This window comes from Brevundimonas sp. ZS04, assembly GCF_001956865.1.
GTDB lineage: Bacteria > Pseudomonadota > Alphaproteobacteria > Caulobacterales > Caulobacteraceae > Brevundimonas > Brevundimonas diminuta.
The window spans coordinates 78,229-101,693 of record NZ_MTHE01000006.1 but is presented as its reverse complement, the minus strand read 5'-3'; the positions used below and the strand labels follow the sequence as shown (position 1 = coordinate 101,693).

Annotated in this window: 24 protein-coding genes; 16 read left to right on the top strand and 8 right to left on the bottom strand. The window is 67.7% G+C overall.

What is annotated here, in order from left to right; translation table 11 throughout:
• Nucleotide 1 precedes the first annotated feature (1 nt).
• The 4 genes from BJP32_RS09805 to mnmA all read left to right on the top strand — a co-directional run bounded on the left by BJP32_RS09805 (nt 2) and on the right by mnmA (nt 4,005).
• Nucleotides 2-742 carry a flagellar hook assembly protein FlgD gene (locus BJP32_RS09805; protein ID WP_003165656.1) on the top strand — a complete coding sequence of 247 codons (741 nt, stop codon included), beginning with the start codon at nt 2-4 and terminating at the stop codon, nt 740-742.
• Between the two features lie 12 nt (nt 743-754).
• Complete coding sequence (gene flgE / locus BJP32_RS09800; protein ID WP_040345797.1) at nt 755-2,188, top strand: flagellar hook protein FlgE; 1,434 nt, start codon at nt 755-757, stop codon at nt 2,186-2,188.
• Between the two features lie 186 nt (nt 2,189-2,374).
• The gene (locus tag BJP32_RS09795; RefSeq protein ID WP_003165657.1) at nt 2,375-2,659 is read left to right on the top strand and encodes a DUF1153 domain-containing protein; all 285 of its coding nucleotides are present in this window, start codon (nt 2,375-2,377) and stop codon (nt 2,657-2,659) included.
• A gap of 113 nt (nt 2,660-2,772) precedes the next feature.
• The gene (gene mnmA / locus BJP32_RS09790) at nt 2,773-4,005 is read left to right on the top strand and encodes a tRNA 2-thiouridine(34) synthase MnmA (RefSeq protein ID WP_046653368.1); all 1,233 of its coding nucleotides are present in this window, start codon (nt 2,773-2,775) and stop codon (nt 4,003-4,005) included.
• Nucleotides 4,006-4,011: 6 nt separating this feature from the next.
• Here mnmA and BJP32_RS09785 read toward each other — a convergent pair whose 3' ends face one another.
• Both BJP32_RS09785 and BJP32_RS09780 read right to left on the bottom strand, forming a co-directional pair.
• On the bottom strand, nt 4,012-4,344 hold the full coding sequence (locus BJP32_RS09785) for a VOC family protein (RefSeq protein ID WP_003165659.1): 333 nt from the start codon (nt 4,342-4,344) through the stop codon (nt 4,012-4,014).
• A gap of 67 nt (nt 4,345-4,411) precedes the next feature.
• Nucleotides 4,412-5,107, bottom strand: coding sequence for a YafY family protein (locus BJP32_RS09780; RefSeq protein ID WP_003165660.1), 696 nt, complete (start codon nt 5,105-5,107; stop codon nt 4,412-4,414).
• Between the two features lie 167 nt (nt 5,108-5,274).
• Between BJP32_RS09780 and BJP32_RS09775 the strand changes: the two genes are divergently transcribed.
• Entirely contained in the window at nt 5,275-7,209 is a 1,935-nt protein-coding gene (locus BJP32_RS09775; protein ID WP_003165661.1) for a S9 family peptidase, read from the top strand.
• A gap of 10 nt (nt 7,210-7,219) precedes the next feature.
• Here BJP32_RS09775 and BJP32_RS09770 read toward each other — a convergent pair whose 3' ends face one another.
• Entirely contained in the window at nt 7,220-9,049 is a 1,830-nt protein-coding gene (locus tag BJP32_RS09770) for a diguanylate cyclase (RefSeq protein ID WP_076223850.1), read from the bottom strand.
• A gap of 52 nt (nt 9,050-9,101) precedes the next feature.
• Nucleotides 9,102-9,596, bottom strand: coding sequence for a helix-turn-helix domain-containing protein (locus BJP32_RS09765; RefSeq protein ID WP_003165664.1), 495 nt, complete (start codon nt 9,594-9,596; stop codon nt 9,102-9,104).
• Nucleotides 9,597-9,773: 177 nt separating this feature from the next.
• Here BJP32_RS09765 and BJP32_RS09760 point away from each other — a divergent pair, with 177 nt between their 5' ends.
• The 4 genes from BJP32_RS09760 to BJP32_RS09745 all read left to right on the top strand — a co-directional run bounded on the left by BJP32_RS09760 (nt 9,774) and on the right by BJP32_RS09745 (nt 13,004).
• Nucleotides 9,774-10,610: an acyl-CoA thioesterase II gene (locus tag BJP32_RS09760; RefSeq protein ID WP_233126797.1), complete on the top strand. Its 837-nt coding sequence runs from the start codon at nt 9,774-9,776 to the stop codon at nt 10,608-10,610.
• A 72-nt stretch (nt 10,611-10,682) separates the two neighbouring features.
• Nucleotides 10,683-11,873 carry an acetyl-CoA C-acyltransferase gene (locus tag BJP32_RS09755; protein WP_003165666.1) on the top strand — a complete coding sequence of 397 codons (1,191 nt, stop codon included), beginning with the start codon at nt 10,683-10,685 and terminating at the stop codon, nt 11,871-11,873.
• Between the two features lie 50 nt (nt 11,874-11,923).
• The gene (eco, locus tag BJP32_RS09750) at nt 11,924-12,436 is read left to right on the top strand and encodes a serine protease inhibitor ecotin (protein ID WP_076223847.1); all 513 of its coding nucleotides are present in this window, start codon (nt 11,924-11,926) and stop codon (nt 12,434-12,436) included.
• 232 nt (nt 12,437-12,668) lie between these two features.
• Complete coding sequence (locus BJP32_RS09745) at nt 12,669-13,004, top strand: VOC family protein (protein WP_046653358.1); 336 nt, start codon at nt 12,669-12,671, stop codon at nt 13,002-13,004.
• A 4-nt stretch (nt 13,005-13,008) separates the two neighbouring features.
• On the opposite strand, the gene BJP32_RS17145 is transcribed toward BJP32_RS09745, so the two are convergent.
• The 3 genes from BJP32_RS17145 to thiE form a co-directional block, all read right to left on the bottom strand.
• Entirely contained in the window at nt 13,009-13,989 is a 981-nt protein-coding gene (locus tag BJP32_RS17145; protein WP_143255452.1) for a hypothetical protein, read from the bottom strand.
• Between the two features lie 58 nt (nt 13,990-14,047).
• Complete coding sequence (locus BJP32_RS09735; protein WP_232464037.1) at nt 14,048-15,724, bottom strand: HAMP domain-containing sensor histidine kinase; 1,677 nt, start codon at nt 15,722-15,724, stop codon at nt 14,048-14,050.
• Between the two features lie 85 nt (nt 15,725-15,809).
• Nucleotides 15,810-16,469, bottom strand: coding sequence for a thiamine phosphate synthase (gene thiE / locus BJP32_RS09730; protein ID WP_076223843.1), 660 nt, complete (start codon nt 16,467-16,469; stop codon nt 15,810-15,812).
• A gap of 117 nt (nt 16,470-16,586) precedes the next feature.
• On the opposite strand from thiE, the gene BJP32_RS09725 reads away from it, so the two are divergent.
• The 7 genes from BJP32_RS09725 to BJP32_RS09695 all read left to right on the top strand — a co-directional run bounded on the left by BJP32_RS09725 (nt 16,587) and on the right by BJP32_RS09695 (nt 21,726).
• Nucleotides 16,587-16,772 (top strand): bacterioferritin-associated ferredoxin, encoded by a 186-nt coding sequence (locus BJP32_RS09725; protein ID WP_003165676.1) that lies wholly within the window; start codon nt 16,587-16,589, stop codon nt 16,770-16,772.
• Nucleotides 16,773-16,938: 166 nt separating this feature from the next.
• Entirely contained in the window at nt 16,939-17,439 is a 501-nt protein-coding gene (gene bfr / locus BJP32_RS09720; protein WP_040345814.1) for a bacterioferritin, read from the top strand.
• A gap of 73 nt (nt 17,440-17,512) precedes the next feature.
• Complete coding sequence (locus tag BJP32_RS09715; RefSeq protein WP_223850832.1) at nt 17,513-18,049, top strand: TspO protein; 537 nt, start codon at nt 17,513-17,515, stop codon at nt 18,047-18,049.
• Between the two features lie 127 nt (nt 18,050-18,176).
• Nucleotides 18,177-18,743: an elongation factor P gene (gene efp / locus BJP32_RS09710; protein ID WP_076223839.1), complete on the top strand. Its 567-nt coding sequence runs from the start codon at nt 18,177-18,179 to the stop codon at nt 18,741-18,743.
• Nucleotides 18,744-18,875: 132 nt separating this feature from the next.
• Nucleotides 18,876-19,682 (top strand): inositol monophosphatase family protein, encoded by an 807-nt coding sequence (locus BJP32_RS09705; protein ID WP_040345821.1) that lies wholly within the window; start codon nt 18,876-18,878, stop codon nt 19,680-19,682.
• 269 nt (nt 19,683-19,951) lie between these two features.
• Nucleotides 19,952-20,992: a glycerophosphodiester phosphodiesterase gene (locus tag BJP32_RS09700; RefSeq protein ID WP_076223838.1), complete on the top strand. Its 1,041-nt coding sequence runs from the start codon at nt 19,952-19,954 to the stop codon at nt 20,990-20,992.
• 170 nt (nt 20,993-21,162) lie between these two features.
• Nucleotides 21,163-21,726 carry a hypothetical protein gene (locus tag BJP32_RS09695; protein WP_046653174.1) on the top strand — a complete coding sequence of 188 codons (564 nt, stop codon included), beginning with the start codon at nt 21,163-21,165 and terminating at the stop codon, nt 21,724-21,726.
• On the opposite strand, the gene BJP32_RS09690 is transcribed toward BJP32_RS09695, so the two are convergent.
• Entirely contained in the window at nt 21,698-23,350 is a 1,653-nt protein-coding gene (locus tag BJP32_RS09690; protein ID WP_046653172.1) for a transposase, read from the bottom strand. The two genes, BJP32_RS09695 and BJP32_RS09690, sit on opposite strands and share 29 nt — an antisense overlap.
• Nucleotides 23,351-23,465 lie beyond the last annotated feature (115 nt).

Genomic DNA, 23,465 nt, shown 5'->3' with positions numbered 1-23,465 from the left:
GATGGTTGACGCCGTCTCTTCCAACAACGCCGCGGGCCGGGTGAACGCTGGGGGTCAGATGCTGGCCTCCAACTTCCAGACCTTCCTGTCGCTGTTGACCACGCAGTTAAAGAACCAGGATCCGCTGTCGCCGGTGGATTCCAACGAGTTCACCGCCCAGCTGACCCAGATGGCGGGCGTCGAGCAGCAGTTGCTGACCAACGACCTGCTGACCGGCCTGCTGAAGGCCCAGCAGGGCGACGGCCTGACCGGCGCGGCGCAGTATATCGGCAAGGACGCCACCGCCGTCTGGGCCGCGACCCGCTTCGAGGACGGCGAGGCCAACTGGAGCTATGAGCTGGCCGCCGACGCGACCGACGCCACGCTTCAGGTGCTGGACGCCTCGGGCAAGGTGGTCTGGAGCGGCCCGGCCCCCGAAAAGACCAACGGCATGCACGACTTCAAGTGGGACGGAAAGACCACCGGAGGCGGTCAGGTCGACGACGGCGGCGTCTATACGCTGAAGGTCGTCGCCAAGGACGGCGCGGGCAAGGCCGTCGACAGCCAGGTGCTGATCCGCGGCCGCGTCACCGGCGTCGAGATGTACGACAACACGCCCTTCGTCATCATCGGCAACTCGATCATGCCGGTGTCCAGCCTGATCGCGCTGGAAGAACAGAAGGCCGCCGCCAAACCCGAGGACGACGCCGGCGCGGCCAGCGCCCTCGCCTCGAAACTCAACCCCTTCAATCTTCTCTCGTAAGGAACCCCAGACATGAGCATCAACGGCGCCATGATGGCCGGCGTGTCCGGTCTGACCGCCAACGCCGCGGCCCTTTCGACGATCTCGCAGAACATCGCCAACGTGAACACGGTCGGCTACAAGCGCGCGTCGACCGAGTTCGCGACCGTGGTCAACGCCCAGACGGCGGGCGTGAACTATTCCGCCGGCGGCGTTCAGGCCGCCGCCCGCCACTTTATCAGCCAGGCGGGCCAGCTTCAGCGCACGACCTCCGGCACCGACCTGGCCATCGCCGGCCAGGGCTTCTTCGTCGTCACCGAAAAGTCCGAGAACCTGACCCTGTCGGACGCGCGCCTGTTCACGCGCGCCGGGGCGTTCAAGATCGACGACCTGGGCTATCTGCAGAACACCTCGGGCCTGTATCTGCAGGGCTGGCCGGTCGACGCAGACGGCGTGGTCAACAGCGATCCGTCCGACATGAGCCGCCTGCGCACCATCAACGTCGGCTCCGTCGGCGGCGCGGCCGAGCCGACTACCCGCGTCGGCCTGAACGCCAACCTGAAATCCAGCCAGCCGGTCAATGAGGCCGCCCAGACCCCGCCCCCGACCGGCGTCACGGCCTATGACCCGGCCACCCACTCCATGTCGATGTACGCCAACGACCCGGCGACGGGCGTGAAGCCCGACTTCGAGATCACCATTCCGGTGTCGGACTCCAAGGGCGGCCAACGCAACATCACCGTCTCCTTCCTGAAGAGCAGCGTCGCCAACGAATGGCACGCCGAAATCCGCGCCCCCGAAGGCACGGTGACCAACACCGACGGCTTGCTGAAGTCCGGCCGCATCGCCTTCACCCAGGACGGGCGTCTGGACGTGGCCAAGATGCAGGGCTGGACCGCGGGCACCGGCCTGTTCGACGACCCCACCAACGCCAGCCTGTCGCTGGGTTCGTCCGACGGGGCGACGCCGGGCGCCGACGGCGCCTGGGATCCGTCGCTGGGCATCGCGGCCCAGACCATCGCCTTCGACCTGAACGCCTCGGCGGGCGGCCTGACGCAGTACGACAGCACCTCCATCGTCCAGGCCACCTATACGAACGGCACGGCCTTCGGAAACCTGACCGAGGTGAAGATCGACGAGACCGGCTTCGTCACCGCCATCTTCGACAACGGCGTGATGCGCAAGATCGCCCAGGTCGCCCTGGCCACCTTCCCCAGCGCCGACAGCCTGACCGAAGTGTCGGGCAACGCCTTCCGCGTCAGCCAGAACTCCGGCACCTTCAACCTGAAGGCCCCCGGCACCGGCGGCGCGGGCCTGCTGGGCGCGCAGCAGCTGGAAGCCTCGACCGTCGACCTGTCGACCGAGTTCACCGGCCTGATCACCACCCAGCGCGCCTATTCGGCCTCGTCCAAGATCATCACCACCGCCGACGAGATGCTGGCGGAGCTGATCAACATCAAGCGCTGATCGGCCAACGGGAATCCATGAGCAAGGTCTCGTTAGACTCGATGAATCCTTCCTTTAGCCGGCGCAGAACGCGCCGGACCGGCCGGATGCGTCTTAGCCATTCCTTCACCACGACGCTTAAACGCCCCTTAGCGGGCGGGGGCCTAGCCTGCGCGTCTATGGTGGTGGTGAGAGAGGCTTAAGCCCATGCTGCAAGAGCGACGCCTTAACAGTAACGGCGAACAGTACGTGGTCGGCCCGACGGGCACGCCCCTGACCCTGCGCGACCTTCCGCCGTCGGATACGAACCGCTGGGTCATCCGCCGCAAGGCCGAGGTCGTGGCCGCCGTCCGCGGCGGGCTGATCAGCCTTGAAGACGCCCTGGCCAAGTACCGTCTGACGGCCGAGGAGTTCATGGCCTGGCAGAAGGCCATCGACAAATGGGGCATGCAGGGGCTGCGCACGACGCGCATCCAGAGCTACCGCGACTAGGCCTTCGCCTGGACGCATGATCATGGGCCGCTCCCTGATGGGGGGCGGTCTTTTTCATTGGCGCACGCCTTCGTTTCGGGCCAGGCCTCGAAATCGCGCGCCTTAAGGCCTAAATGGCGGCGATGACCATGGACGCCCTGACCGACGACATCCTCTGCCCCGTTCCCGACATCGCCCCCATGTCGCAAGCTGACATGGACGCTGCGATCGAGAGCGTGCGACAGGCCGTCGGCCTGCCGCAAGGCGCGCGCGTGGTCGCCGCCATGTCGGGCGGGGTGGATTCCACCGTCGTCGCCGCCCTGCTGCACAAGGCGGGCTATGATGTCGTGGGCGTGACCCTTCAGCTTTACGACCACGGCGAGGCGCTGAAGAAGAAGGGCGCCTGCTGCGCGGGTCAGGACATTCACGACGCCCGCCTGGCCGCCGACCTGATCGGCATTCCGCACTACGTCCTCGACTATGAGAACCGCTTCAAGGACGCGGTGATCGACCAGTTCGCGGATTCCTATCTGAAGGGCCAGACGCCGGTCCCCTGCATCCGTTGCAATCAGACGGTGAAGTTCCGCGACCTGCTGGACGTCGCCCGCGACCTCGGCGCCGAGGCGATGGCCACCGGCCACTACGTCCGCCGCGCGACGCACGGCAACCGCTCGCAGATGCGCAAGGCGGTCGACCACTCGCGCGACCAGTCCTACTTCCTGTTCGCCACGACGCAGGATCAGCTGGACTATCTGCGCTTCCCCCTGGCCGATCTGGAAAAGCCGCAGGTGCGCGGCGTCGCCGCGTCGCTGGGCCTGCGCATCGCCGCCAAGCCGGACAGCCAGGACATCTGCTTCGTGCCGACCGGCGACTATCGCACCCTGATCGACCGCCTGCGGCCGCAGGGGCGCGAGGCCGGCGACATCGTCCACATGGACGGCCGGGTGCTGGGCCGCCATTCGGGCATCACCGACTACACCATCGGCCAGCGCCGGGGCCTGAACGTCGCCGTGGGCGAGCCTCTGTTCGTGGTCAAGCTGGACCCTGACCATCGCCGCGTCATCGTCGGCCCGCGCGAAGCCCTGCTGACCGCGCGCCTGACGCTGGAGGAAACCAACTGGCTGGGCGATCAGGCCACGATCGAGGAAGCCGCCCGCGACGGCGCCCCCGTCTTGGCCCGCGTCCGCTCGACCCGCCAGCCCTCGCCCGCCCGCCTCGCTCTTGTGGACGGCGCCGTGCAGGTGGTCTTCGATCAGGGCGAGGAAGGCGTCGCCCCCGGCCAGGCCTGCGTCCTCTACGACCCGGCCGACGATGAGCGCGTGATGGGCGGCGGCTTCATCCGTTCGACCGAAGCCGTGGCGGTCTGAGACGACTCACGCCGCCGCATAGACCCGCAGACAGTTGCCGTCGGGATCACGCGCCACGAAGCCGTGGCCGCAGTCCATGTCGGTGGGCGGCAGGACGATGCGCGCGCCCCGGTCCCACCAGTCGATGTGCAGTTCGTCCACCACGGCGGGGGCGGCCATGCGGACGTCCACCTGCGCCCCGCCTCGCCCGCGCCACAGGCTGAGCGTCCGCCCCGGCGCCAGCAGGAAGACCGCATGGTCCGGCCCCGCCTCCAGCGGCCGTCGCCCCAGCAGCCCGGCGTAAAATCGCGTGCTGGCGCCCGGATCGGCCACGTTCAGCAGAATGTCGTCGCTCGTCATCGTGGCCCCTCCGCCTGTCTGAACAGAAGGAGAACCTAGCCGTAGCTGCCGCCAGTTTCTGTCAGCATCAACGCGGCGGCCCGTGCCGCTCGCACGCCTCATGCCATCGCTTCAGCAACACGGCCTTGCGCGTGGGATAGCGGGCTTCAAGCACCTCGACCTCGACGATGCGGTCGGTGCGGAAACTGCGGAAGTCGCCGCGCAGCTCGCACCAGACGATCAGCAGCCGCACCCGGTCGAAGAAGGCCAGGGCGAAGGGCCAGACCACCCGATCCGACGCCGCCCCCGCCTCGTCGCGATAGTTCAGCCTCAGCTTGCGCTCGATACGGATCGCCTTGCGCAACTGGGCCGGATCGACCGCATCGGCGGGGATCGGCGCGCCCGGCCCGATGAACAGGGCCGAGGCCTCCATCTCGTCGCGCAGGTCCGGCGGCAGCACCGCCGCGATCCGCGCCTGTGCGCTCAACGCCGCATCCCGCAATCGCGCATCCGCCCGCTCGGCCACCCAGCGCGAACCCAGGGCCAGGGCCTCGATCTCCTCCGGCGTGAACATCAGCGGCGGCAGCAGATAGCCGGGCTTCAACACATAGCCCACGCCCGGCTCGCCCTCGATCGTCGCGCCCTGCGCCTGCAGGCTGGCGATATCGCGATAAAGGGTGCGCAGGGAGACGCCGGTCTCCTCCGCCAGCGCGCGGCCGCTGACCGGCCGACGATGCCGCCGCAGGGTGTTCAGCAGATCGAGAAGGCGTTCGGACCGGGACACGTCGGGAGCGTAGCAGAATTGCTGCCAGAAAACGGCAGCATCGAAGACGCTTTTGCATTGGGGCCGCCGCGCACGACGTAACGACGCTCACTTAATTTTCGACAGACCGCATCCGTACGCGCATGGTGCAGCCTCTATCGACCATCACGCTCCTCATGAGGCTCCGAATGCGCTCCTTCGCCTGCATGGTTTCCGTCCTGGCGCTTGCCGCCGCCGTCCCTGCCCTCGCCGTCGCTGAACCGGCCGCGCCTGCGCCGACGGCGTCCGCCGCGGTCACGCCCTACACCGCCGCGCAATTCTTCGAGACGACCAGCTTCTCCATGGCCAACCCTGACGGCCTGGCTTTCTCAGAGGGACGCACCCACGTCCTGATCTCGTCGGACAAGACGGGGGTGTTCAACGCCTACGCCCTGCCGGTCGCGGGCGGCGATCCCGTGCCGCTGACGGCTTCGACGACCAACGCCACCTTCGCGCAGAGCTATTTTCCCGACGGCCGTCGGGTTCTGGTGGCGGCGGACCAGGGCGGCAACGAACTGACCCACATCTATGTGCGCGAAATCGACGGGACGCTGCGCGACCTGACGCCGGGCGACAAGCTGAAGGCCGGCTTCGTCGGCTTCAGCGACGACGGCCAGACCTTCTGGCTGACCAGCAACGAACGCGACGCCCAGGTCTTCGACCTCTACGCCTATGACGCCGCCACCTACGAGCGCAAGCTGATGTTCCAGAACCCCGGGGGCATGGATGTGGCCGCCGTCTCTGGCGACGGACGGCTGGTCGCCCTGACCAAATCCCATACCAGCGCCAATTCAGATATCTACCTGGCCGACCTGCAGGCAGGGGGCGAGCCTTTTCTGATCACCCCGCATACCGGCGACGTCGCCTATGACGTCAGCGGCTTCGGTCCCTTCAACGCCACCCTGATCTACACCAGCAATGAGGACGGCGAGTTCGCTCAGGCCTACGCCTATGACATCGCCGACAAGGCCCACAACCGCACGACCCAGGCCGACTGGGACGTCATGTATGTCTCCTATTCGCCCAACGGCCGCTATCGGGTGACGGCGGTCAACGCCGACGCTTCGACCGAGCTGACCATCGAGGATGCGCAAAACCGCGCGCCCGTGCGCCTGACCGGCCTGCCACAGGGCGACATCACCGGCGTCCGCTTCGACCCCGGCGCAGGCCTGGCCGCCTTCACCGTGGTGTCCGACACCTCGCCCGCCGACGTCTTCGTCGCCGACCTGTCGACGGGCCAGGCCCGCCGCCTGACCCACGCGCTGAACCCGGCCATCCAGGAGAGCGACCTGGTCGAGGCGACGATCGTCCGTTATCCGGGCGAAGGCGGGGTGATGGTCCCAGCGGTCCTCTATCGACCCAAGGGCGCCTCGGCGGCCAATCCGGCCCCGGCGGTCGTCCTCGTCCACGGCGGACCGGGCGGTCAGACCCGGCGAGGCTATTCGGCCATGGTCCAGCACCTGGTCAACCACGGCTATGCCGTTCTGGGGGCCAACAACCGGGGCTCGTCCGGCTACGGCAAGACCTTCTTCCACATGGACGACAAGAAGCACGGCGAAGCCGACCTGCGCGACATCGTCGCCGGCGGCGACTGGCTGCGGGCGCAGGACTGGGTGGCCGACGACCAGGTCGCGGTCATGGGCGGCTCCTACGGCGGCTACATCACCGCCGCGGCCCTGGCCTTCCACCCCGAGAAGTTCGAGGCCGGCATCGACATCTTCGGCGTGACCAATTGGGTCCGCACCCTGCAGTCCATTCCCGCCTGGTGGGGCGCGCAACGCGTGGCTCTGTACGACGAGATGGGCGATCCGGCGGTCGACGCCGAACGCCACCGCGCGATCTCGCCCCTGTTCCACGCCGACAAGATCCGTCGCCCCCTGCTGGTGGTCCAGGGCGCCAACGACCCGCGCGTGCTGCAGGTCGAGAGCGACGAACTGGTCGAGAAGGTCCGCGCCAACAATGTGCCGGTCGAATACGTCGTCTTCCCCGACGAAGGTCACGGCTTCCAGCGTCGCGAAAACCGGATCACCGCACAGGAGGCCTATCTGGCCTTCCTGAACCGCTACGTACGCAAGGCGAACTGAGACCGCTCAGTCAGGCTGTTTCCTCGACGTGCAGGACGACCCGGTTGCGGCCTTCCTTCTTGGCGCGATACAGCGCCGCGTCCGCCGCCTGCACCAGGGCGTCGCCGTCACGGTCCATGCCCTTGGACCATTCGGCGACGCCGAAGGACATGGTGCTGCTGCCCAGCGGCTGCTTGCCCAGGCGCAAGGCGATGGCGGCGATGGCCTGTCGCACGGTCTCGACCCGCGGCGCCAAGGTCTCGGCCTTGGTGCCGGGCGCGATCACAATGAACTCTTCGCCGCCGTAGCGGCAGACGATGTCGCCGTCGCGGAAACGGTGGCCCAGTTCGGCGGCGACGGCCTGCAGCACCACATCGCCCGCTTCATGGCCGAACTCGTCGTTGAAGCGTTTGAAGTGATCGACGTCGCACATGACCACGCATAACGGCGCGCCCGAACGCGCGGCGCGCGCCACCTCCAGCGCCAGCGCCTCCTCCATGTAGCGACGGTTGAACAGGCCGGTCAGCGGGTCGCGGATCGTCTGTTCCTTCAGGTCGCGCTGCAGCTTCTGATTGACCATGGCCGAGACGATGTTCTCGGCCAGGACGTTGAGGCGGAACTGCGTCTCGGCCTCGACCAGTCCGTCCAGATGCAGGACGCCGATCACCTCGCCAGAGGCCAGCAGCGGCTCGCAGTGATAGGGCGCCGCCAGAGGGTTCACATGGCCGCAGACGACGTCCGCGCCCGGCTCGGACACGAAATGGCTCTGCCCTCGACGCAAGGCCCAGCACTGATCCGGCGCAAAGCCTTCCGTCTCCGCCTCATGCCCGCCCCAGCCAGACAGCGGGACCAGCAGATTGCGTGAATTGTTGTAGGCGTAGAGCGCTCCCGGCAGCCCCGGCAGCACGCGCGGCACGAAGGCGTGGATGACCTGGGCCAGTTCATCGTCCGTGCGGGCCGCCTGCATCCGATGGGCCATCCCGCCCAGAAGCTCGATGACCTCGCCCCGCTCCCGCAGGGTCTGGGCGCTGGCCAGCAGTTCCTCATGCACGCGCTTCAGTTCGCGCTCGCTGCGGCTCTGATCTTTCGCCGCCGTCGCCAGACGGTCCGCCATGTCGTTATAGCCGCGCGCCAGCCGGTCGAACTCCCGCGACCCCATACGGCTGTCGATCCTCTGGTTCAGGTCGCCCGCGCCCAGTCCGGTCATGGCGCGTGTGATGACGCGCACCGGCTGGCGGATGCCGCGAATGACCATCAAGGACACCGACAGGGAGAAGAAGGCGATCAACGGCCCGCCGATCAGGGCCAGCCCTCGCACTCGCGCCAGCCGCCGCTCGGCCGCCTCGACGCGGCGCGACTGCACCACCCGCTCTTCGTCCAGAAGTTCTCGCGCCGCCAGCACGAAGGCGCTCATGGAATCGAAACCACGCCCTTCGGCGATGAGCGCCTCGGCCCTGGCGAAGTCCCCGCTTCGCGCCAAGGTCAAAGGCTGGCGCATCAGTTCGATCCGGCCAGACAGCTGCGCGCCCAGAGCCTGCAGCCGCAGTTGCTGCGACGGGTTGTCCCGCGTCAGTTCCACCAACTCGCTGAACGCCCGCAGGGAGTCTGAAATCCGTGCGTCAAAGGACTGGGCGTAGGCCGCGTTCTGCGTCAGCACATAGGCGCGCTGCCCCGACTCCGCGTCGCGCAGCCCGGCCACGGTCTCTTCCATCGCCTGGATGACCTGGGCGGAGTGCGTCACCCAACGAAAACTCTCGCGGGTCTGCCGCGAAGCGTCGGCCAGGGCGGCCACGAGAACCAGTAAAGCGACCACCACCAGGGCGCTGACGGCGGCGATCCTGGACGTAAGGGACTGAAACATGCCCCACCGTTAACCTTCGACGGTTGACGGAGGTTGAATCGATCAGAGGGTTTTACGCGGCCTCGTCCTTGGCCGGCATGACCTCGCCGACGGTCGGGCGGTTCTCGGTGAAGACGACCTCCACCTCTCGCGGGCGGACCATCTCATTGCAGCAGCCGCAGGCGATGCGGGGCTTCAGGTCGTGCCCGCAGGTCTTGTGACGCAGCACGATGCCCGACGGTTCGTCGCCATAGACGTGCTTCTCGCCCCAGGCGTGCAGGGTGACGAGGACGCCGTACAGATCCTTGCCCTTGGCCGTCAGCACATATTCGTTGCGCGGCGGACGCTCGGAATAGGGCCGCGGCTCCAGCACGCCGTGATGCACCAGCGACTTCAGCCGCGCAGCCAGGACGTTGCGCGCCACGCCCAGCCGCTCCTGCCATTGCTCGAAGCGGCTGACGCCGTTGAAGGCGTCGCGGATGACCAGCATGGTCCACGGGTCGCCGATCACCTCGAGGGTGGCGGCGACCGAGCAGCTCTGGCGCGAATAGTCGGCGGTGCGTCCCATGAGCGGAAAGTGACCTCGCGTCAGGCTTTTGACAAGGGTTGCCAATCGCGACGGAGTCAGTCAGTTTCTATTTGCAACTGACATGGCCGCTCCCCGGCCGTTTCCTTCCCTCGACCTCTTCCCTCGACTTGGGGGCGGCGCCGTCGCAGGTTCCGCCTCCGCTTTTCGATGAGAGCCATGACCGAACCCGACCTGATCCACGCCGCCTTCCGCCTGACGCCCGAGGACGATGGGGCCTTGGCCGCCCACCTGTCGGGCGAATTCTCCAACGGCCCGATCAGCGCCCCGCCCGAGGCGGGCTTCCCCTTCGGCGGCCTGCTGGCGGCCCTGTGCGCCGGGGCCATGCGCCAGGGCCTGGGGATCGAGGCGCCGCTGCGCAGTCTGACGGTTCAGTATCTGGCCGCCGCCCGTTACGGCCAATCCTTGCACTTCCGGCCCCGGATGCTGCGCGGCGGCCGCAACGTCGCCTACGCCGTGGTCGAGGGCGGCCAAGGCTCGAAGCTGACCCATCACGCCAGCGCCACCTACGGCGCCGACGGCGCGACGCCTGTCCCGTTGACGCCCCTGCTGGCGCCGCCGCCCTCGCTGGACGGCCTGAAGGACGCGCCGGGCATCAGCGGCCCGATGGCGCCGCGCTTCTCGCAGCACGTCGACTATCGCTTCGAGAACGGCCCCAACATCCTGGGCGGCAACGAGGGCAAGCCGGTCGTCGAGCGGGTCTGGATGCGGGTGAAGGACGGCGCGCCGCTGGACGAACTGCGGATGTGTTACCTGCTGGACGCCCTCTATCCGCCCGCCTGGACGGCTTTCAAGGCGCCGCCGATGATGACGACGGTGGACCTGCGCTGCGACTTCCTGGCCGATCCGACGCCGGACAGCGCCCCCGACGGCTGGGTCTTCTTCGAATACCGCCTGCTGGACCACGGCCTGGGCTGGTCGGTGGACGAAGCGATCGCCTGGGGCGCGGACGGCCGCCCCCTCGCCCTGGCGCGCCAGCGCCGCAAGCTGCTGTGAGGCGCCGCTTGCCAGCGGGCCTTCGCCTCCCCTAATCCCCCACGAAACGATTCACTTACGGAAAGGCTCGCCATGACCGCCGCTTCTGATCCCGTCGTCATCTGCTCCTTCGCCCGCACCCCGATGGGCGGCTTCCAGGGCGCGCTATCGCCGGTCAAGGCCACCGACCTGGGCGCCGCTGCGGTGAAAGCCGCCGTCGAACGCGCGGGCGTCGCGCCGGAGAAGATCGAGCAGATCTTCATGGGCTGCGTCCTGCCCGCCGGTCTGGGCCAGGCTCCGGCCCGTCAGGCCGCCATCGGCGCGGGCCTCGGCAAGCACGTCGAGGCGACGACGGTGAACAAGATGTGCGGCTCGGGCCTGCAGTCGGCCATGATGGCGCACGACGCCCTGCTGGCGGGCACGGCCGAGGTCATCGTCGCGGGCGGCATGGAGTCGATGACCGGCGCCCCCTATCTGATGAACAAGCACCGCGGCGGCGCCCGCATCGGCCACGACGTCATCGTTGACTCGATGATGATGGACGGTCTTGAGGACGCCTATTCCCCCGGCAAGGCCATGGGCGTCTTCGCCGAGGATGCGGCCGCCCAGTATCAGTTCACCCGCGAAGCGATGGACGAATACGCCATCGAAAGCCTGACCCGCGCCAAGAACGCCATCGCCTCGGGCGCCTTCAAGGCCGAGATCGTCCCGGTCGAGGTCGCCACCCGCAAGGGCCCGGTGACGGTCAGCGAAGACGAACAGCCCGGCAAGGCTGACCCGGCCAAGATCCCGACGTTGAAGCCCGCCTTCGTCAAGGACGGCGCCGTCACCGCCGCCAACTCCAGCTCCATCTCTGACGGCGCCGCCGCCATGGTCATGACGCGCGAAAGCACGGCCAAGGCCCTGGGCCTGCCCATCGTCGCCCGCGTGGTCAGCCACGCCGCCCACGCCCATGAGCCGGCCCTGTTCACCACCGCCCCCGTCCCGGCCATGCAGAAGGCCCTGAAGAAGGCCGGCTGGTCGGTCGAGGACGTAGACCTGTGGGAGGTCAACGAGGCCTTCGCCGTCGTCGCCATGATCGCCCAACAGGAACTGGGCATCGACCGCGCCAAACTGAACGTCAACGGCGGCGCCACGGCGCTGGGCCACCCCATCGGCGCCTCGGGCGCGCGCATCCTGTCTACCCTGCTGGCGGCGCTTCAGGCGCGCGGCGGCAAGAAGGGCGTGGCCTCGCTGTGCATCGGCGGCGGCGAGGCCGTGGCCATGGCGGTGGAACTGGTCTGATCCTGCGGCGTTGTCGGCGGTCAAGCTTAGTGACTGTGGAGCCCTCCCCCTTGAAACTCCCCGCCCTGCTCGCCGCCGGCGTCGCCGCCCTCAGCCTGACCGCCTGCGCCACCGCCCAGGCTGAAGGCGCCATGACCCAGAACAACTCCGCGACCGGCCAGGCCGGGTCCGCCGACCTCAAGGCCTTCCCGGCCGCGACGGCGGGTCAGACCCGCCATGTCATCAACCTGCCCGCCCAGGCGGACGAGGACGCGCTGAAGGTCGAACTGATCCTCGGCAAGACCAAGACCGTCGACTGCAATCGCCAGTTCTTCGGCGGCAGCCTGGAGACCCGCACAGCCCAGGGCTGGGGCTACGACTACTATGTCCTGCCCGCGCTGGGGAATGCGGCCAGCACCCTGATGGGCTGCCCGCCCGGCTCGGAGCGCGAAGCCTTCGTGACGACGCAGGAGCAGCCGCTGATCCGCTATAACTCGCGCCTGCCGGTGGTGGTCTACACCCCGTCGGACGTCGAAGTGCGCTATCGCGTGTGGCGTGCGGGCGAGACCCAGACGGCGCGCTGATCCGCGCCGTTCTTTGAGATCAGACGCGGGCGTCGATCGGATTCGATCGGCGCCCGTTTCATTTCAGGCCCGCGTCTTCCATCCGCCTCCCGCTGCATCAGCGAGGCCAGTGAGGCGCATCCGGCGCTCAGGACGATCATGGGGCGACTCCTGCATTTGCGAACCATTTGCAGGTTTGCGCAGAGTCGGCCTTCGTGCAAGCGTCCGCCTCCATTTCTCTCGGAGACTCGCCATGCGCGAAGACGGCAAGCTGGATTATCTCGAACTGCCCGCGACCGACCTGACGACGCATAAGGCTTTCTACGCCCAGGCGTTCGGCTGGCGCTTCAAGGACTACGGCCCGGCCTATGCGGCGTTCAGCGAAGGGCTGGACGGCGGCTTCACGCCTGACGCCATGACACCCAAGCCGCTGCCCATCCTGTACGCCAACGATCTGGAGGCCATGCAGGCCAAGGTCGAGGCGGCGGGCGGCGCGATCACCCACGCCATCTTCGCCTTCCCCGGCGGGCGGCGCTTCCACTTCCGCGACCCATCCGGCAACGAACTGGCCGTCTGGTCCGAGAAATAGGACTCTACTTCGGGTCGACGGTCTGGGCGATGCGCTCGGCCTCGTCGCGGTCGGCGCCGTCCTGGGCCATCACCCAGACGTGGATTTCGGCGGGTTCAGTCGCGCGCTGGAACAGGTGCTCCATGGCGATGCGGCGCTGGCCTTCAGTCGTCACCACCGAAACGCGGCTGCCGACCGTCACATGGTCCCCGTCGTAGATGGGAAACTGCGACGTCGGCCCGGCGTAGATCATCAAATAGGTCTTGCCCGCCTTTCGCGCCGAGTAGACCTGAGCGCCCGGCGCCGCACGGCCCTCGACCAGCTGGAAGCCCGGCGGCAGATCAATGATGAACGGCAGAGCGGCGCGCTCGGCGGCGCTCAAGCCTTGCGGCGTCGGCGCCGGAACGGGCTCAGTTCTGCGGATCGGCGCTGCCGGAGCCGGAGCTGGCGTCGGCGTTGCAACAGGCGCCGGCGCGCGCTGCGGCGCGGACGAAGCCGGTTGGGGCGCCGGTTGCGGCCTGGGCGCCGCGACGGGCGCCTGCTGAGCCTGTGTCGGCTGAACCGGGGGAATCTGGGCCGGAGGAGTCTGGGCGGGAGGACGCTGAGCCTGCGGCGGCTGAGACGGCGCGGCGGATGAAGGCGCAGTCGAACCGGCCGAAGGCGGCGCGCCATTCAGACGACGCGTCAGCTCCTCAATGCGGGCCCGTTCTGCAGGATCCTGACGGGCGGCGGCGGGCGGCGGGGCCGGTCGCTCCCGCCCCTGCGGCGCAACCGCGCGCTGCGTCGGCTGAGGCGTCGGCTGGGGCGCAGCCTGGCGCGCAGGTTGGGGCGTCGGCTGCGCAGCGGGCGTCGTCGCTCTTTGCGGCGCGGGCGGCGCGCCGTTCAGGCGGCGCGTCAACTCTTCGATACGGGCGCGCTCGGCCGGATCCTGCTGCGCGGCGGCGGGCGTCGCGGACAGGGCCAGAGGAGCGGCGAGCGACAGGGCGGCGACGAATACGGCTTTCATGACAACGACATTGACGGCCGGGGCCGCACCGGGTCAAGCGGCCATCGCGCCCGCCGGATCAGGCGCCCGGCAGCTCCACCCAGAAGGTCGCGCCATGCCCCGGCGCCGAAATCACGCCGATCTCGCCGCCCTGCAGTTCGACCAGCCGCTTGGCCAGGGTCAGGCCGACGCCATGCCCCTCAATGGCCGAACGCTCGAGGCCCAGACGGTTGAAGGGCTCGAACAGTTGCGCCTGCTTCTCGTCCGAGAGACCCGGCCCTCGGTCCGTGACCTCGATACGGACGCGGTCGCCGCTCCAGGCCGCGCGCAGGACGACCAGCCCGCCCGAGGCGCCGTATTTGACGGCGTTGTTGGCCAGATTGCCGACCACCTGCGTCAGACGCTGGGAATCGGCCCGCGCCACCAGGTGATCGCTGGCGGCCACGACGTCGATCTTCACCGCCGCCGCTTCAGGATTCAGCAACAGGCTGCGGCGGACATCCTCCAGCACGCCGGCGACATCGGTCGGGCGAATATCCACCTTGACCGCGCCCGCCTCGGCCCGCGCCACGTCAAGCAGATCGTGGGTCAGGGCCTCGACCTGGCGGGCCGTCTTGACCAGCATCTGCGCCATCTCGACCTGGTTGGGCGTGGCGGCGCCCAGGTGCCCTCCGGCCCACAGTTCGCCGATGCCGATGACGCCGCCGATCGGGCTCTTGATCTCATGGGCCACATTGGCCAGCAGCCGCGACTTGGCCGCCGAGGCGCGCTCGGCCCGCAGCCGTCCTTCCCTGGCGCGCTGCATCAGCCCGTCACGCTCTTCCAACAGGGCGGCGACCATCAGGATCGGCATATAGCCCAGCAGGATCAGCAACTGCGCCAGCAGGGCGCGATCCTCGGGATCGAACTGATGATAGGGACCGTGCCCGGCCATGGTGCCGCCGATGGCCACCACCGACACCACCAGCAAGGCCCAGGCCGCGCCGATCACGCGAAAGCGCACCGCCGCGAGCACGATCAACGGCAACAGCAGAAAGCCGTAAGGCAGGCTCATATGCGAAAAGATGGCGTAGCAGGCGCTGGCGAGCAGCACGCCCAACCCGATAGCCTCGGCCAGGCGCGCGGGCTGCTTCAGCATCCTGAGATGCGTCTTGCGCAGGCTCAGTCCGAACACGCCGATCACGGCGAAGCCCAGGGCATGGCCGCTCCACCAGATACGCAAGGCGTCCAGGAAGTTCTGGTCCGCCATATTGAACAGGGCCACGGCGGCGATCAGGGCCGACGGCAAGGGCGCGATCGCGCATACGGCCAGGAAACGCGCCAGGCCTTGCACGCTGTCGACATGCAACCCCGTGACCACACGGCGCGTCAGCACGACCGCCAGCACGATCTCCAGCAGATTGGTCAGGGTGAAGAGGATCGACAGCGACGGACCGTTGCCCGCCAGTATCTCGCCGGCAAAGACGCCCGCCAGCAGCAGGACGCCGAAACCTAGGTCGTATTGCAGGCCGCGGCCGCCGCGCAGCCATACAGCCATAGCCAGGCCGCCGGCGCCCCACAGGGCGGCGACCAGACCGTTGGCGCGAGCGAAGCTGATCGCGAGAACCACCAGCACGGCCACGCCCAGCGCGGTCAGCATCGGAGCCAGCGGTCGGCGGAAGAAGTCGGCGTTCGGCGGCGCCAGGGTTTCAACCGGAGCGGTCCCCTTGCCCGTCGCGTCCAATGCGACTTCTCCTCTTTGGAGCGCGCGGCTCATGCTCATCAATCCGGCCTAGAACTAGAGTCTTAGGCCCTGATCTTCGCGCGCGTTCCTAAACATCCCCTGAAGCGTGACCCTAGGATCAATACGCGGTTCGCAGCGCCTCATCGAAAGCGCGCACGGCCGCCGCCGGGCCGTCAGGATGGCGCCAGACCCCGGCGCTGACCGCCACGAAGTCGGCGCCGGCCGCTGCGATGGCCCCGGCGTTTTCGACCGTAACGCCGCCGATGGCGACACAGGGAACCTCCATCGTCTCTTGCCAGATGGTCAGGATCTCCGGTTCGGCGTGATGGGCGACGTCCTTGGTCTGCGTCGGGAAGAAGGCGCCGAAGGCCACATAGTCGGCCCCGCCCTCGGCCGCCTCCATCGCCAGGTGGCGGCTGTCGTGGCAGGTGACGCCGATCATGGCGCCCTCGCCCATGATGCGCCGCGCCTCGGCCAGGGAGGCGTCCTCCTGCCCCACGTGCACGCCGTCGCAGCCCGTGGCGCGCGCCAGGTCCGGCCGATCGTTCAGGATCAGGGCCACGTCATGCGCCTGGCAGATCGGCTTCAGCCGGGCGACGGCCGCACGAATCTCCTCGTCCGAGGCCGCCTTCAGGCGAATCTGCAGGGCGGCGCAGTCGCCTGCCGCCAGAGCGGCCTCCAGCTCTGCGGCGAACGCCTCCAGGTCCGGGATGGCGGCCGGCGTGATCAGGTACAGCCGGCAGGCCGGGCGGGCGGGAATTTGCGGTTGACGAGCCATGGCCGAGCCCTGCCCGTCGCCGCCGTCGTCGTCAATGTCGCATGTGCATGCGAATGATTTGCACCCGCCTTAATAAGTGCTATAGCGAGCCATTCTCAGTGTTCCGGGTGCCTCGCCTTGTACGTCTGCAACTGTAACGGTCTTCGCCAGCGTGACGTCGCCCTCGCCATCGAGGCGGGCGCCAACCGTCCCAAGGACATCTTCGCCAGCCACCAGTGCGCGCCTCAGTGCGCCAAATGCGTCTGCGAGATGCGCCAGATGATCCAGGAAACCCAGGCCGCCTTCGCCATCGCCGCCGAATAGAGGCGGATTTTGAAAGCGGATTTCACTCGCATTATCAATGCAGTGATAAGAACTCGCAAATAATCCACGGCGTTTCCGTCGTGTTATGAAGTCCTTACGGGCGGCCGAAAGGCCCTGTCGTCGCGCCGACGTCGCTTTCGCCGCCGCTGAAACAAGGACGACGATCATGAAGGGCGATCCCGCGATCATCCGCACCCTCAACGCGGTGCTGACCAACGAACTGACGGCGGTGAACCAGTATTTCCTGCACGCCCGCATGTTCGAAAGCTGGGGCCTCGCGCACCTGGGCAACGTCATCTACGAAGAATCGATCGGCGAGATGAAGCACGCCGACATGCTGATCAAACGCATCCTGTTCCTGGACGGCCTGCCCAACCTGCAGGATCTGCACAAGCTGAAGGTCGGCGAAGACCCCATCGAATGCCTGGGCGCCGACCTGCAGCTGGAAATCGACAGCCGCGCCGCCACCCGCGACGCCCTGACCCAGTGCGAAGAAGCCCGCGACTACGTCAGCCGCGACCTGCTGCTGAAAATCCTGGCCGACACCGAGGAGCACATCGACTTCCTCGAGAACCAACACAGCCTGATCAAGCTGATGGGCGCGCAGAACTATCTGCAGTCGGCCATGAAGGAAATCACCACCGACGGCGCCGCCACCGGGAACTGATCCGAAGACCGGGCGCGGCGTCGGAGGGCGGGAACGTCCGCCGCGCCCGGTTGTTCTTGGCTGCATGAGCAGCATGGACGACGCCCTCGACGCCGCCCGCGACCACGCAGCGGATTTTCTCAACGCCGAAGGCCGCGACTGGCGGCACGTCGCCCTGGGCGCCGCGCTGACTGTCGGCTTCGCCCTGGCGGCGACGGCTGTGGCGACCCGCGCCGTTCCCCCGCAGACACGCGGCCTGACCGGCGCCCGAAAACGCGAGGGTCCGATCACCGAGCGGCCGCGCGGACCGTTCAGCCTGATCCTGCCCGCCGTCTTCTCGGCCACCACCCTGTCGGCCCTGCGCGTGTGGAACGCCCCCGCCCGTCCCGGCCGCAACACTGCAATGGGTCTGTGGGCGGTCGCCCAGGCGGTCAACGCCGTCTGGCTGGCGGCGCGGCCTACTGGCCGCTGGACCCAGATTCTGGCCGCCATGTCCTCAGCCGGTCTGGCCGCCGCCTTCGCTCATGAGGCGCGCAAGCTGGATCCCGGCGCAGGCAAGCTGGCAGCCCCCACAGGCATGGGGGTGCGCCTGGCCAATCAGGCGGAACGCGGCCTGGACGACGCCGCCTGAATCCGCGGGTCGCCGAGCAGCGCCATTGCCCTTTTTCGCTTGATCCTCTAGGGCTCGCCGCGATTTGGCGCGCCACGCCCTGGCGGTCGGCGCCTGCCGCCCCCCAGCAACGAGCCCTACGGTTCTCATGAAAATCAACGCCAACACCATCAAGCCCGGCATGGTCCTGCAACACAATGGCGGCCTGTGGGTCGTCACCAAGGCCAGCCACGTCAAGCCCGGCAAGGGCGGCGCCTTCGCCAACGTCGAGGCCAAGAACCTCGAAACCGGCAACAAGCTGAACGAACGCTTCCGCTCGGAAGACAAGGTCGAGCGCGTCACGCTGGAACAGCGCGACTACTCCTACCTGTTCGACAACGGCGAAACGCTCGTCTTCATGGACGACGAGTCCTATGAGCAGATCGAACTGCAAAAGGGCTGGGTCGGCGAAGACCGCATCCCCTACCTGCAGGAAGGCATGAAGGTCGTCATCGAGTCGCACGAAGACCGTCCGATCGGCCTGGAACTGCCGGAACAGGTCGTGCTGGAAGTCGTCGAGACCGAGCCGACCGTGAAGGGCCAGACCGCCTCGTCGTCCTACAAGCCCGCCAAGGCCTCGAACGGCATCCGCGTCATGATCCCGCCCTTCATGTCGACGGGCGAGAAGATCGTCGTCGACACCTCGACCGGCGAATACGTCCGCCGCGCGGACTAACAAACGCCGTCATTCCCGGCCAAGGCCGGGCGCTGTAAAGACTACAGGGGCGCGGATGGTCCGCGCCCCTTTTGCTTCTCCGTCCATCCGGGCCGCAGGCTTTTGAGGATCGACGGATCAGGAGAACCGCCTATGGCCCTCGCTTCCGCCCTGCTCCAGGTCATGATGGACGCCGTCCGCAAGACCGCCCGCCCGATGCTCCGGGATTTCGGCGAGGTGTCCCAGCTGCAGGTGTCCCGCAAGGGCCCCGGCGACTTCGTCACCGCCGCCGACGTCAAGGCCGAACAGACCCTGTTCGAACTGCTGCTGAAGGCCCGTCCCGGCTACGGCTTCCTGGGCGAAGAGCGCGGCATGGTCGAGGGCACCGACAAGACCCACACCTGGATCGTCGACCCGATCGACGGAACCACCAACTTCATGCACGCCATGCCCCACTTCGCCATCACGGTGGGTCTGGAGCGCAAGCACCCTGACGGCACGTCCGAGATCGTGGCCTGCGTCACCTACAACCCGGTCATGAACGAGATGTTCTGGGCTGAAAAGGGCAAGGGCTGCTATCTGAACGACACCCGCATCCGCATCGCCGGACGCGCCGACATGGCCGAGTGCCTGATCGCCACGGGCCTGCCCTTCATCGGCAAGACCGGCCACGGCCAGGCCATCAAGGACATCCACGCCGTCGGCCAGCGCGTCGCGGGCATTCGCCGCCTGGGCGCCGCCTCGCTGGACTTCGCCTGGGTCGCCGCGGGCCGCTACGACGCCTATTTCGAGCGCAACCTGCAGCCGTGGGACGTGGCGGCGGGCATCCTGCTGGTCACTGAGGCCGGCGGCGTCGTCACCGCCATCGACCAGGACGGCGACCCGATGAACGGCAAGCAGATCGTCGCGGGCAACCCCGAAATCCAGGCCAAGCTGCGCAAGATCCTGCGCGAGGCCTGACGTCACCCTCTCCCGATGGGAGAGGGCTTGAGCCTCCAAGAGCGAAGCGATTGGCAAGGCGAAAGGGTGAGGGTTCACGGGTGAAGTCGGCGTTAGCCGTCACTCAGCGCTCGAACGGATACCTTAGCCCCTCACCCTTTGGCTGCTACGCACCGCCCTTACGGGTCGCGCAAGGGCGACGGCTGCGCCGCCGCGCGCTCAAGCCCTCTCCCGCCGGGAGAGGGTCACGCGATCACGCGCCTGTCACGTCCGGCCCCTACCCTTCGGCCATGATCGCCGCCATCCTGACCGCCGTCCTCCTGTCGTCGAGCCAACCGGCCATGTCCGCTCCTCTCGCCAAGCCCATCGTCATCGCCCACCGGGGCGCCTCTGGCGAGCGGCCCGAACACACCCGCGCCGCCTATGAGCTGGCGATTGAACAGGGCGCCGACTTCATCGAGCCCGATCTGGTCATGACCCGCGACGGTCATCTGGTCGTCCGCCACGAGAACGAGATCGGCGAGACCACCGACGTCGCCGACCGTCCCGAGTTCGCCGCACGCCGCACCACCCGCGAGGTGGACGGCGTGCCCATCACCGGCTGGTTCACCGAAGACTTCACCCTCGCCGAGCTGAAGACCCTGCGCGCCCGCGAGCGCCTGCCCGCCCTGCGCCCCGCCTCGGCCGCCTATGACGGTCAGGAGCCGATCCTGACCTTCGACGACGTGGTCGAGATCGCGCGTGAGGCCAGCGCCCGCACCGGCCGCGTCATCGGCGTCGCGCCCGAACTGAAGCACCCCAGCCACTTCGCCGCCCTTGGCCTGCCGATGGAGGACGCCTTCGTCGCCGCGCTGGAGCGTCACGGTCTGACCGGCGTCGACGCCCCCATCCTGATCCAGTGCTTCGAGGTCGGGACGCTGGAGCGGTTGAAGGCGCACATCGGCGCCCCCCTGCTGCAACTGATGCAGGCGGGCGGCGGCCCCGCTGATCGACCCGGCGCGACCTATGCCGAGATGGCCACGCCGCAGGGTCTGGCGGAGATCGCCCGTTACGCCGAGGCGGTCGGGGTGCAGGATTTAATGGTCGTGCCGCGCGACGACGCAGGCCGCGCGCTGGCCGCCTCGCCCCTGACGGTCGACGCCCATGCGGCAGGCCTGAAGGTCGTGGTCTGGACCTTCCGGGCGGAGAACCTATTCCTGCCCGCGCAATATCGCGTGGGCGACGCGCCCGCAGATCACGGCGATCTGGAAGGCTGGCTGAAGATGATCTACGCGCTGGGCGTCGACGCCGTGTTCAGCGACTTTCCCGCCGCCGCCGTCAACGCGCGCTAGCCCTCTCCTGATGGGAGAGGGCTTGAGCCTCCAAGAGCGTCAGCGATTGGCTAAGGCGAAAGGGTGAGGGTTCGCGGGTGAAGTCGGCCGAAGGCCGTAGTGCGCGGCTATGGGTAGCAAACACACCTAGGCTGGAATAAGTCGGTTCCCTCGGCAGTTCGAGGGCTGACGTGGCGCTTGGCAGGAAAAACAGCGGGAAGCAGCTGACGGGTCACCTCAAGACGCTCTACGCGCGCTTGGGTGGCGAACTAAGGTGGATCGAGAACCCACCGAAACTGCGGCAGAGAAAGTGGAGAGGCGGAGACGCCTTCGTCGCCCAGGCTGGCGAACGGGAAGCGAGGGCCGAAGAGATCAGGCAGGCCCTCCCTCATGTCATTTACGTCATCCAGATGTTCGAGCCCGACTGGGACCCCGAGCAGGAAAAGCTGATCAGACCGCTCCGCCGGGGACCGAACCGGCCGCCGCATGGATGGGCTGACGCGGCCTTCGATGTTCTGAGAGGCGCGGATGATTGGCTGACGGTCCGCGAGATGCTGGATCGCATCGTCGAGCGCCATGACCTCAGCATCGATGACGGCCCCGCTCACGTGCAGGCCTACGGCGCTATCAACGCGGCCTTGCAACGCGCGACGCGCGGCCTGGTGAACGACGGGGGTCAGCCGCCGCGATGGGCGCTCAGGTCACGACAAACCGGCGACGGACGCGTCAGCGGCGTTGGCGGGGACGGTTCTTAGGCGGAGGCGGCTCCCATCCGGCGGCCACCGCTTCGCGGAAGCGCTGGCGCACGTTCGAGAGCAGACGGCCAAACGGCGAAGGGGTGCGGTCGCCGATGTTCAGCGGGGCGGCGGTGCGCTTCAGCATCTCCTTCTCCACCGCCCTGTGATAGCCGCACACCTTGTAGCCGATCATGACTTCGCGCCGCAGCCACTCATTCAGGGCGGCCTCGCTCGCCTGACGGCTTCGGAGATCGCCGACCTCGCCGGTCGCGGCGATCCAATGGATCGCCAGAACAGACTGCCGGAACGGCGAGTCGTCGATGTCGCCGAGGAGGTGGGCCGTGACCCGTTCGCGCAGGCTGTAGCCCTGCCCGATGTAGCCGTTCCGCCACACGCCGTGGTCCCAAGCCGGCAGTTGCGGGTCAGGGAAGTAGCCCGCCAAATTGAACAGGCGTTCGCCGCTCCGAAGAAACAGGCCATAGACGCCCGGGCTCAAGGGCATCGCCTTCGGGTTGTCCATGAACTGGGCCGCCGACATGAACTCAAAGCCCTCGCGCCAGCGAGTCGCGGACCGGGCATCGGCCAGTCGCGGGGTTTTCGGCTCTCCGGTCTGGCGCCGCGCCTCCTTGCGCGCCCTGCGGCGCTCTTCGTTGCTGGGGGGGCTCCATTCCGCCGACTTGCCGGTTTCGTCGACGATCTGGCACCGGCGCTTGCTGCCCCCGTCCTTCTTCTTGAGGAAGTAGCCAGCCATGGGCGAGCGGCCCGGCGCCATCATCGCGCCCATCAGGGCGGCGAAGCCGTCGTCCTGGCTGTGGCTCACGTGGGTCAATCGCCAGGTCAGTTGAGCCGCGTAGAGGTCCAGGTAGTTGCCGATGATCCGCCGATAGATCATCCGCATCCCTGACAGCACGCGGAAGCCGCTCTCGGCCCAGTTGGTGCACGCCTCCGGCGTGTAAAAGTGCTGTTCGTGGATGACCCTCTTGAGCGCGCAGTGGAAACGGATGTCGCCCCATGGGCCGCCGTCAGAGAACACGACGGCCTTGGGGTCTACCACCTCGACGAAGAGAGGAACGGGGTGCTGCTCCTGCTTGGCGACCCAAGCGCGGGCCGGACCGGACCGTTGCCGGGCGAGAGTGACATGCAGCGTGCGATCAGGCGCACCGAAAGGAAAGCGGTAGTGGTCCTTTTCGCCCCGGACGTTTTTCGGGCGGATGTAGCCTTTCAACTCCTTTCCATCGATCTCGATCTCGTCGGTCAGGATCGTGCGCCGTTCCCAAGCCTGCATGGCTGACCTGATCTTGTGCAGCCAGACGAAGATGGTCTTGTAGTTCTTCACCTTGGCGCGAAGGTCGCGCCTGATCTCGCGGGCGCTGCGCCCCTGATAAGCGATGTTGAACTGCGCCAGGATCAACAGGATCGTCTTGAACGGCAGCTTACGGTAGGCGAACGGTGTATTGGTGGTCAGCGTGAACTGCCTGAGGCACAGCTTGCACTTGTAGAGATTGCCGTCCTCGTAGGTCCACGCCGCCGGCGACCCACAACGGTTGCAACAAGGCTCTCCGCCATTCTCGGCGAATCGATAACGACGAAACAGCGCACGCGCCTCGTCCTCCGAGAGTTCGGCGATCTCGATAGGCGTCACGGCATGTGCCGGGCCTTGAAGGAGAGCCAATGATGTCAACGCACATACGGGAGAATTGTCGCGTATGTGCGATAGCTATCGCGCCGGTGCGTGTCAACAAGTTTGTCGCGTATGT

Excerpts from the sequence above, each read along its gene's own strand:
- BJP32_RS09805 (WP_003165656.1), top strand. The coding sequence starts at position 2 with ATGGTTGACGCCGTCTCTTCCAACAACGCCGCGGGCCGGGTGAACGCT.
- flgE (WP_040345797.1), top strand. The coding sequence starts at position 755 with ATGAGCATCAACGGCGCCATGATGGCCGGCGTGTCCGGTCTGACCGCC.
- BJP32_RS09795 (WP_003165657.1), top strand. The coding sequence starts at position 2,375 with ATGCTGCAAGAGCGACGCCTTAACAGTAACGGCGAACAGTACGTGGTC.
- mnmA (WP_046653368.1), top strand. The coding sequence starts at position 2,773 with ATGGCGGCGATGACCATGGACGCCCTGACCGACGACATCCTCTGCCCC.
- BJP32_RS09785 (WP_003165659.1), bottom strand. The coding sequence starts at position 4,344 with ATGACGAGCGACGACATTCTGCTGAACGTGGCCGATCCGGGCGCCAGC.
- BJP32_RS09775 (WP_003165661.1), top strand. The coding sequence starts at position 5,275 with ATGCGCTCCTTCGCCTGCATGGTTTCCGTCCTGGCGCTTGCCGCCGCC.
- BJP32_RS09770 (WP_076223850.1), bottom strand. The coding sequence starts at position 9,049 with ATGTTTCAGTCCCTTACGTCCAGGATCGCCGCCGTCAGCGCCCTGGTG.
- BJP32_RS09765 (WP_003165664.1), bottom strand. The coding sequence starts at position 9,596 with ATGGGACGCACCGCCGACTATTCGCGCCAGAGCTGCTCGGTCGCCGCC.
- BJP32_RS09760 (WP_233126797.1), top strand. The coding sequence starts at position 9,774 with ATGACCGAACCCGACCTGATCCACGCCGCCTTCCGCCTGACGCCCGAG.
- BJP32_RS09755 (WP_003165666.1), top strand. The coding sequence starts at position 10,683 with ATGACCGCCGCTTCTGATCCCGTCGTCATCTGCTCCTTCGCCCGCACC.
- BJP32_RS09745 (WP_046653358.1), top strand. The coding sequence starts at position 12,669 with ATGCGCGAAGACGGCAAGCTGGATTATCTCGAACTGCCCGCGACCGAC.
- BJP32_RS17145 (WP_143255452.1), bottom strand. The coding sequence starts at position 13,989 with ATGAAAGCCGTATTCGTCGCCGCCCTGTCGCTCGCCGCTCCTCTGGCC.
- BJP32_RS09735 (WP_232464037.1), bottom strand. The coding sequence starts at position 15,724 with ATGAGCCGCGCGCTCCAAAGAGGAGAAGTCGCATTGGACGCGACGGGC.
- thiE (WP_076223843.1), bottom strand. The coding sequence starts at position 16,469 with ATGGCTCGTCAACCGCAAATTCCCGCCCGCCCGGCCTGCCGGCTGTAC.
- bfr (WP_040345814.1), top strand. The coding sequence starts at position 16,939 with ATGAAGGGCGATCCCGCGATCATCCGCACCCTCAACGCGGTGCTGACC.
- BJP32_RS09715 (WP_223850832.1), top strand. The coding sequence starts at position 17,513 with ATGGACGACGCCCTCGACGCCGCCCGCGACCACGCAGCGGATTTTCTC.
- efp (WP_076223839.1), top strand. The coding sequence starts at position 18,177 with ATGAAAATCAACGCCAACACCATCAAGCCCGGCATGGTCCTGCAACAC.
- BJP32_RS09705 (WP_040345821.1), top strand. The coding sequence starts at position 18,876 with ATGGCCCTCGCTTCCGCCCTGCTCCAGGTCATGATGGACGCCGTCCGC.
- BJP32_RS09700 (WP_076223838.1), top strand. The coding sequence starts at position 19,952 with ATGATCGCCGCCATCCTGACCGCCGTCCTCCTGTCGTCGAGCCAACCG.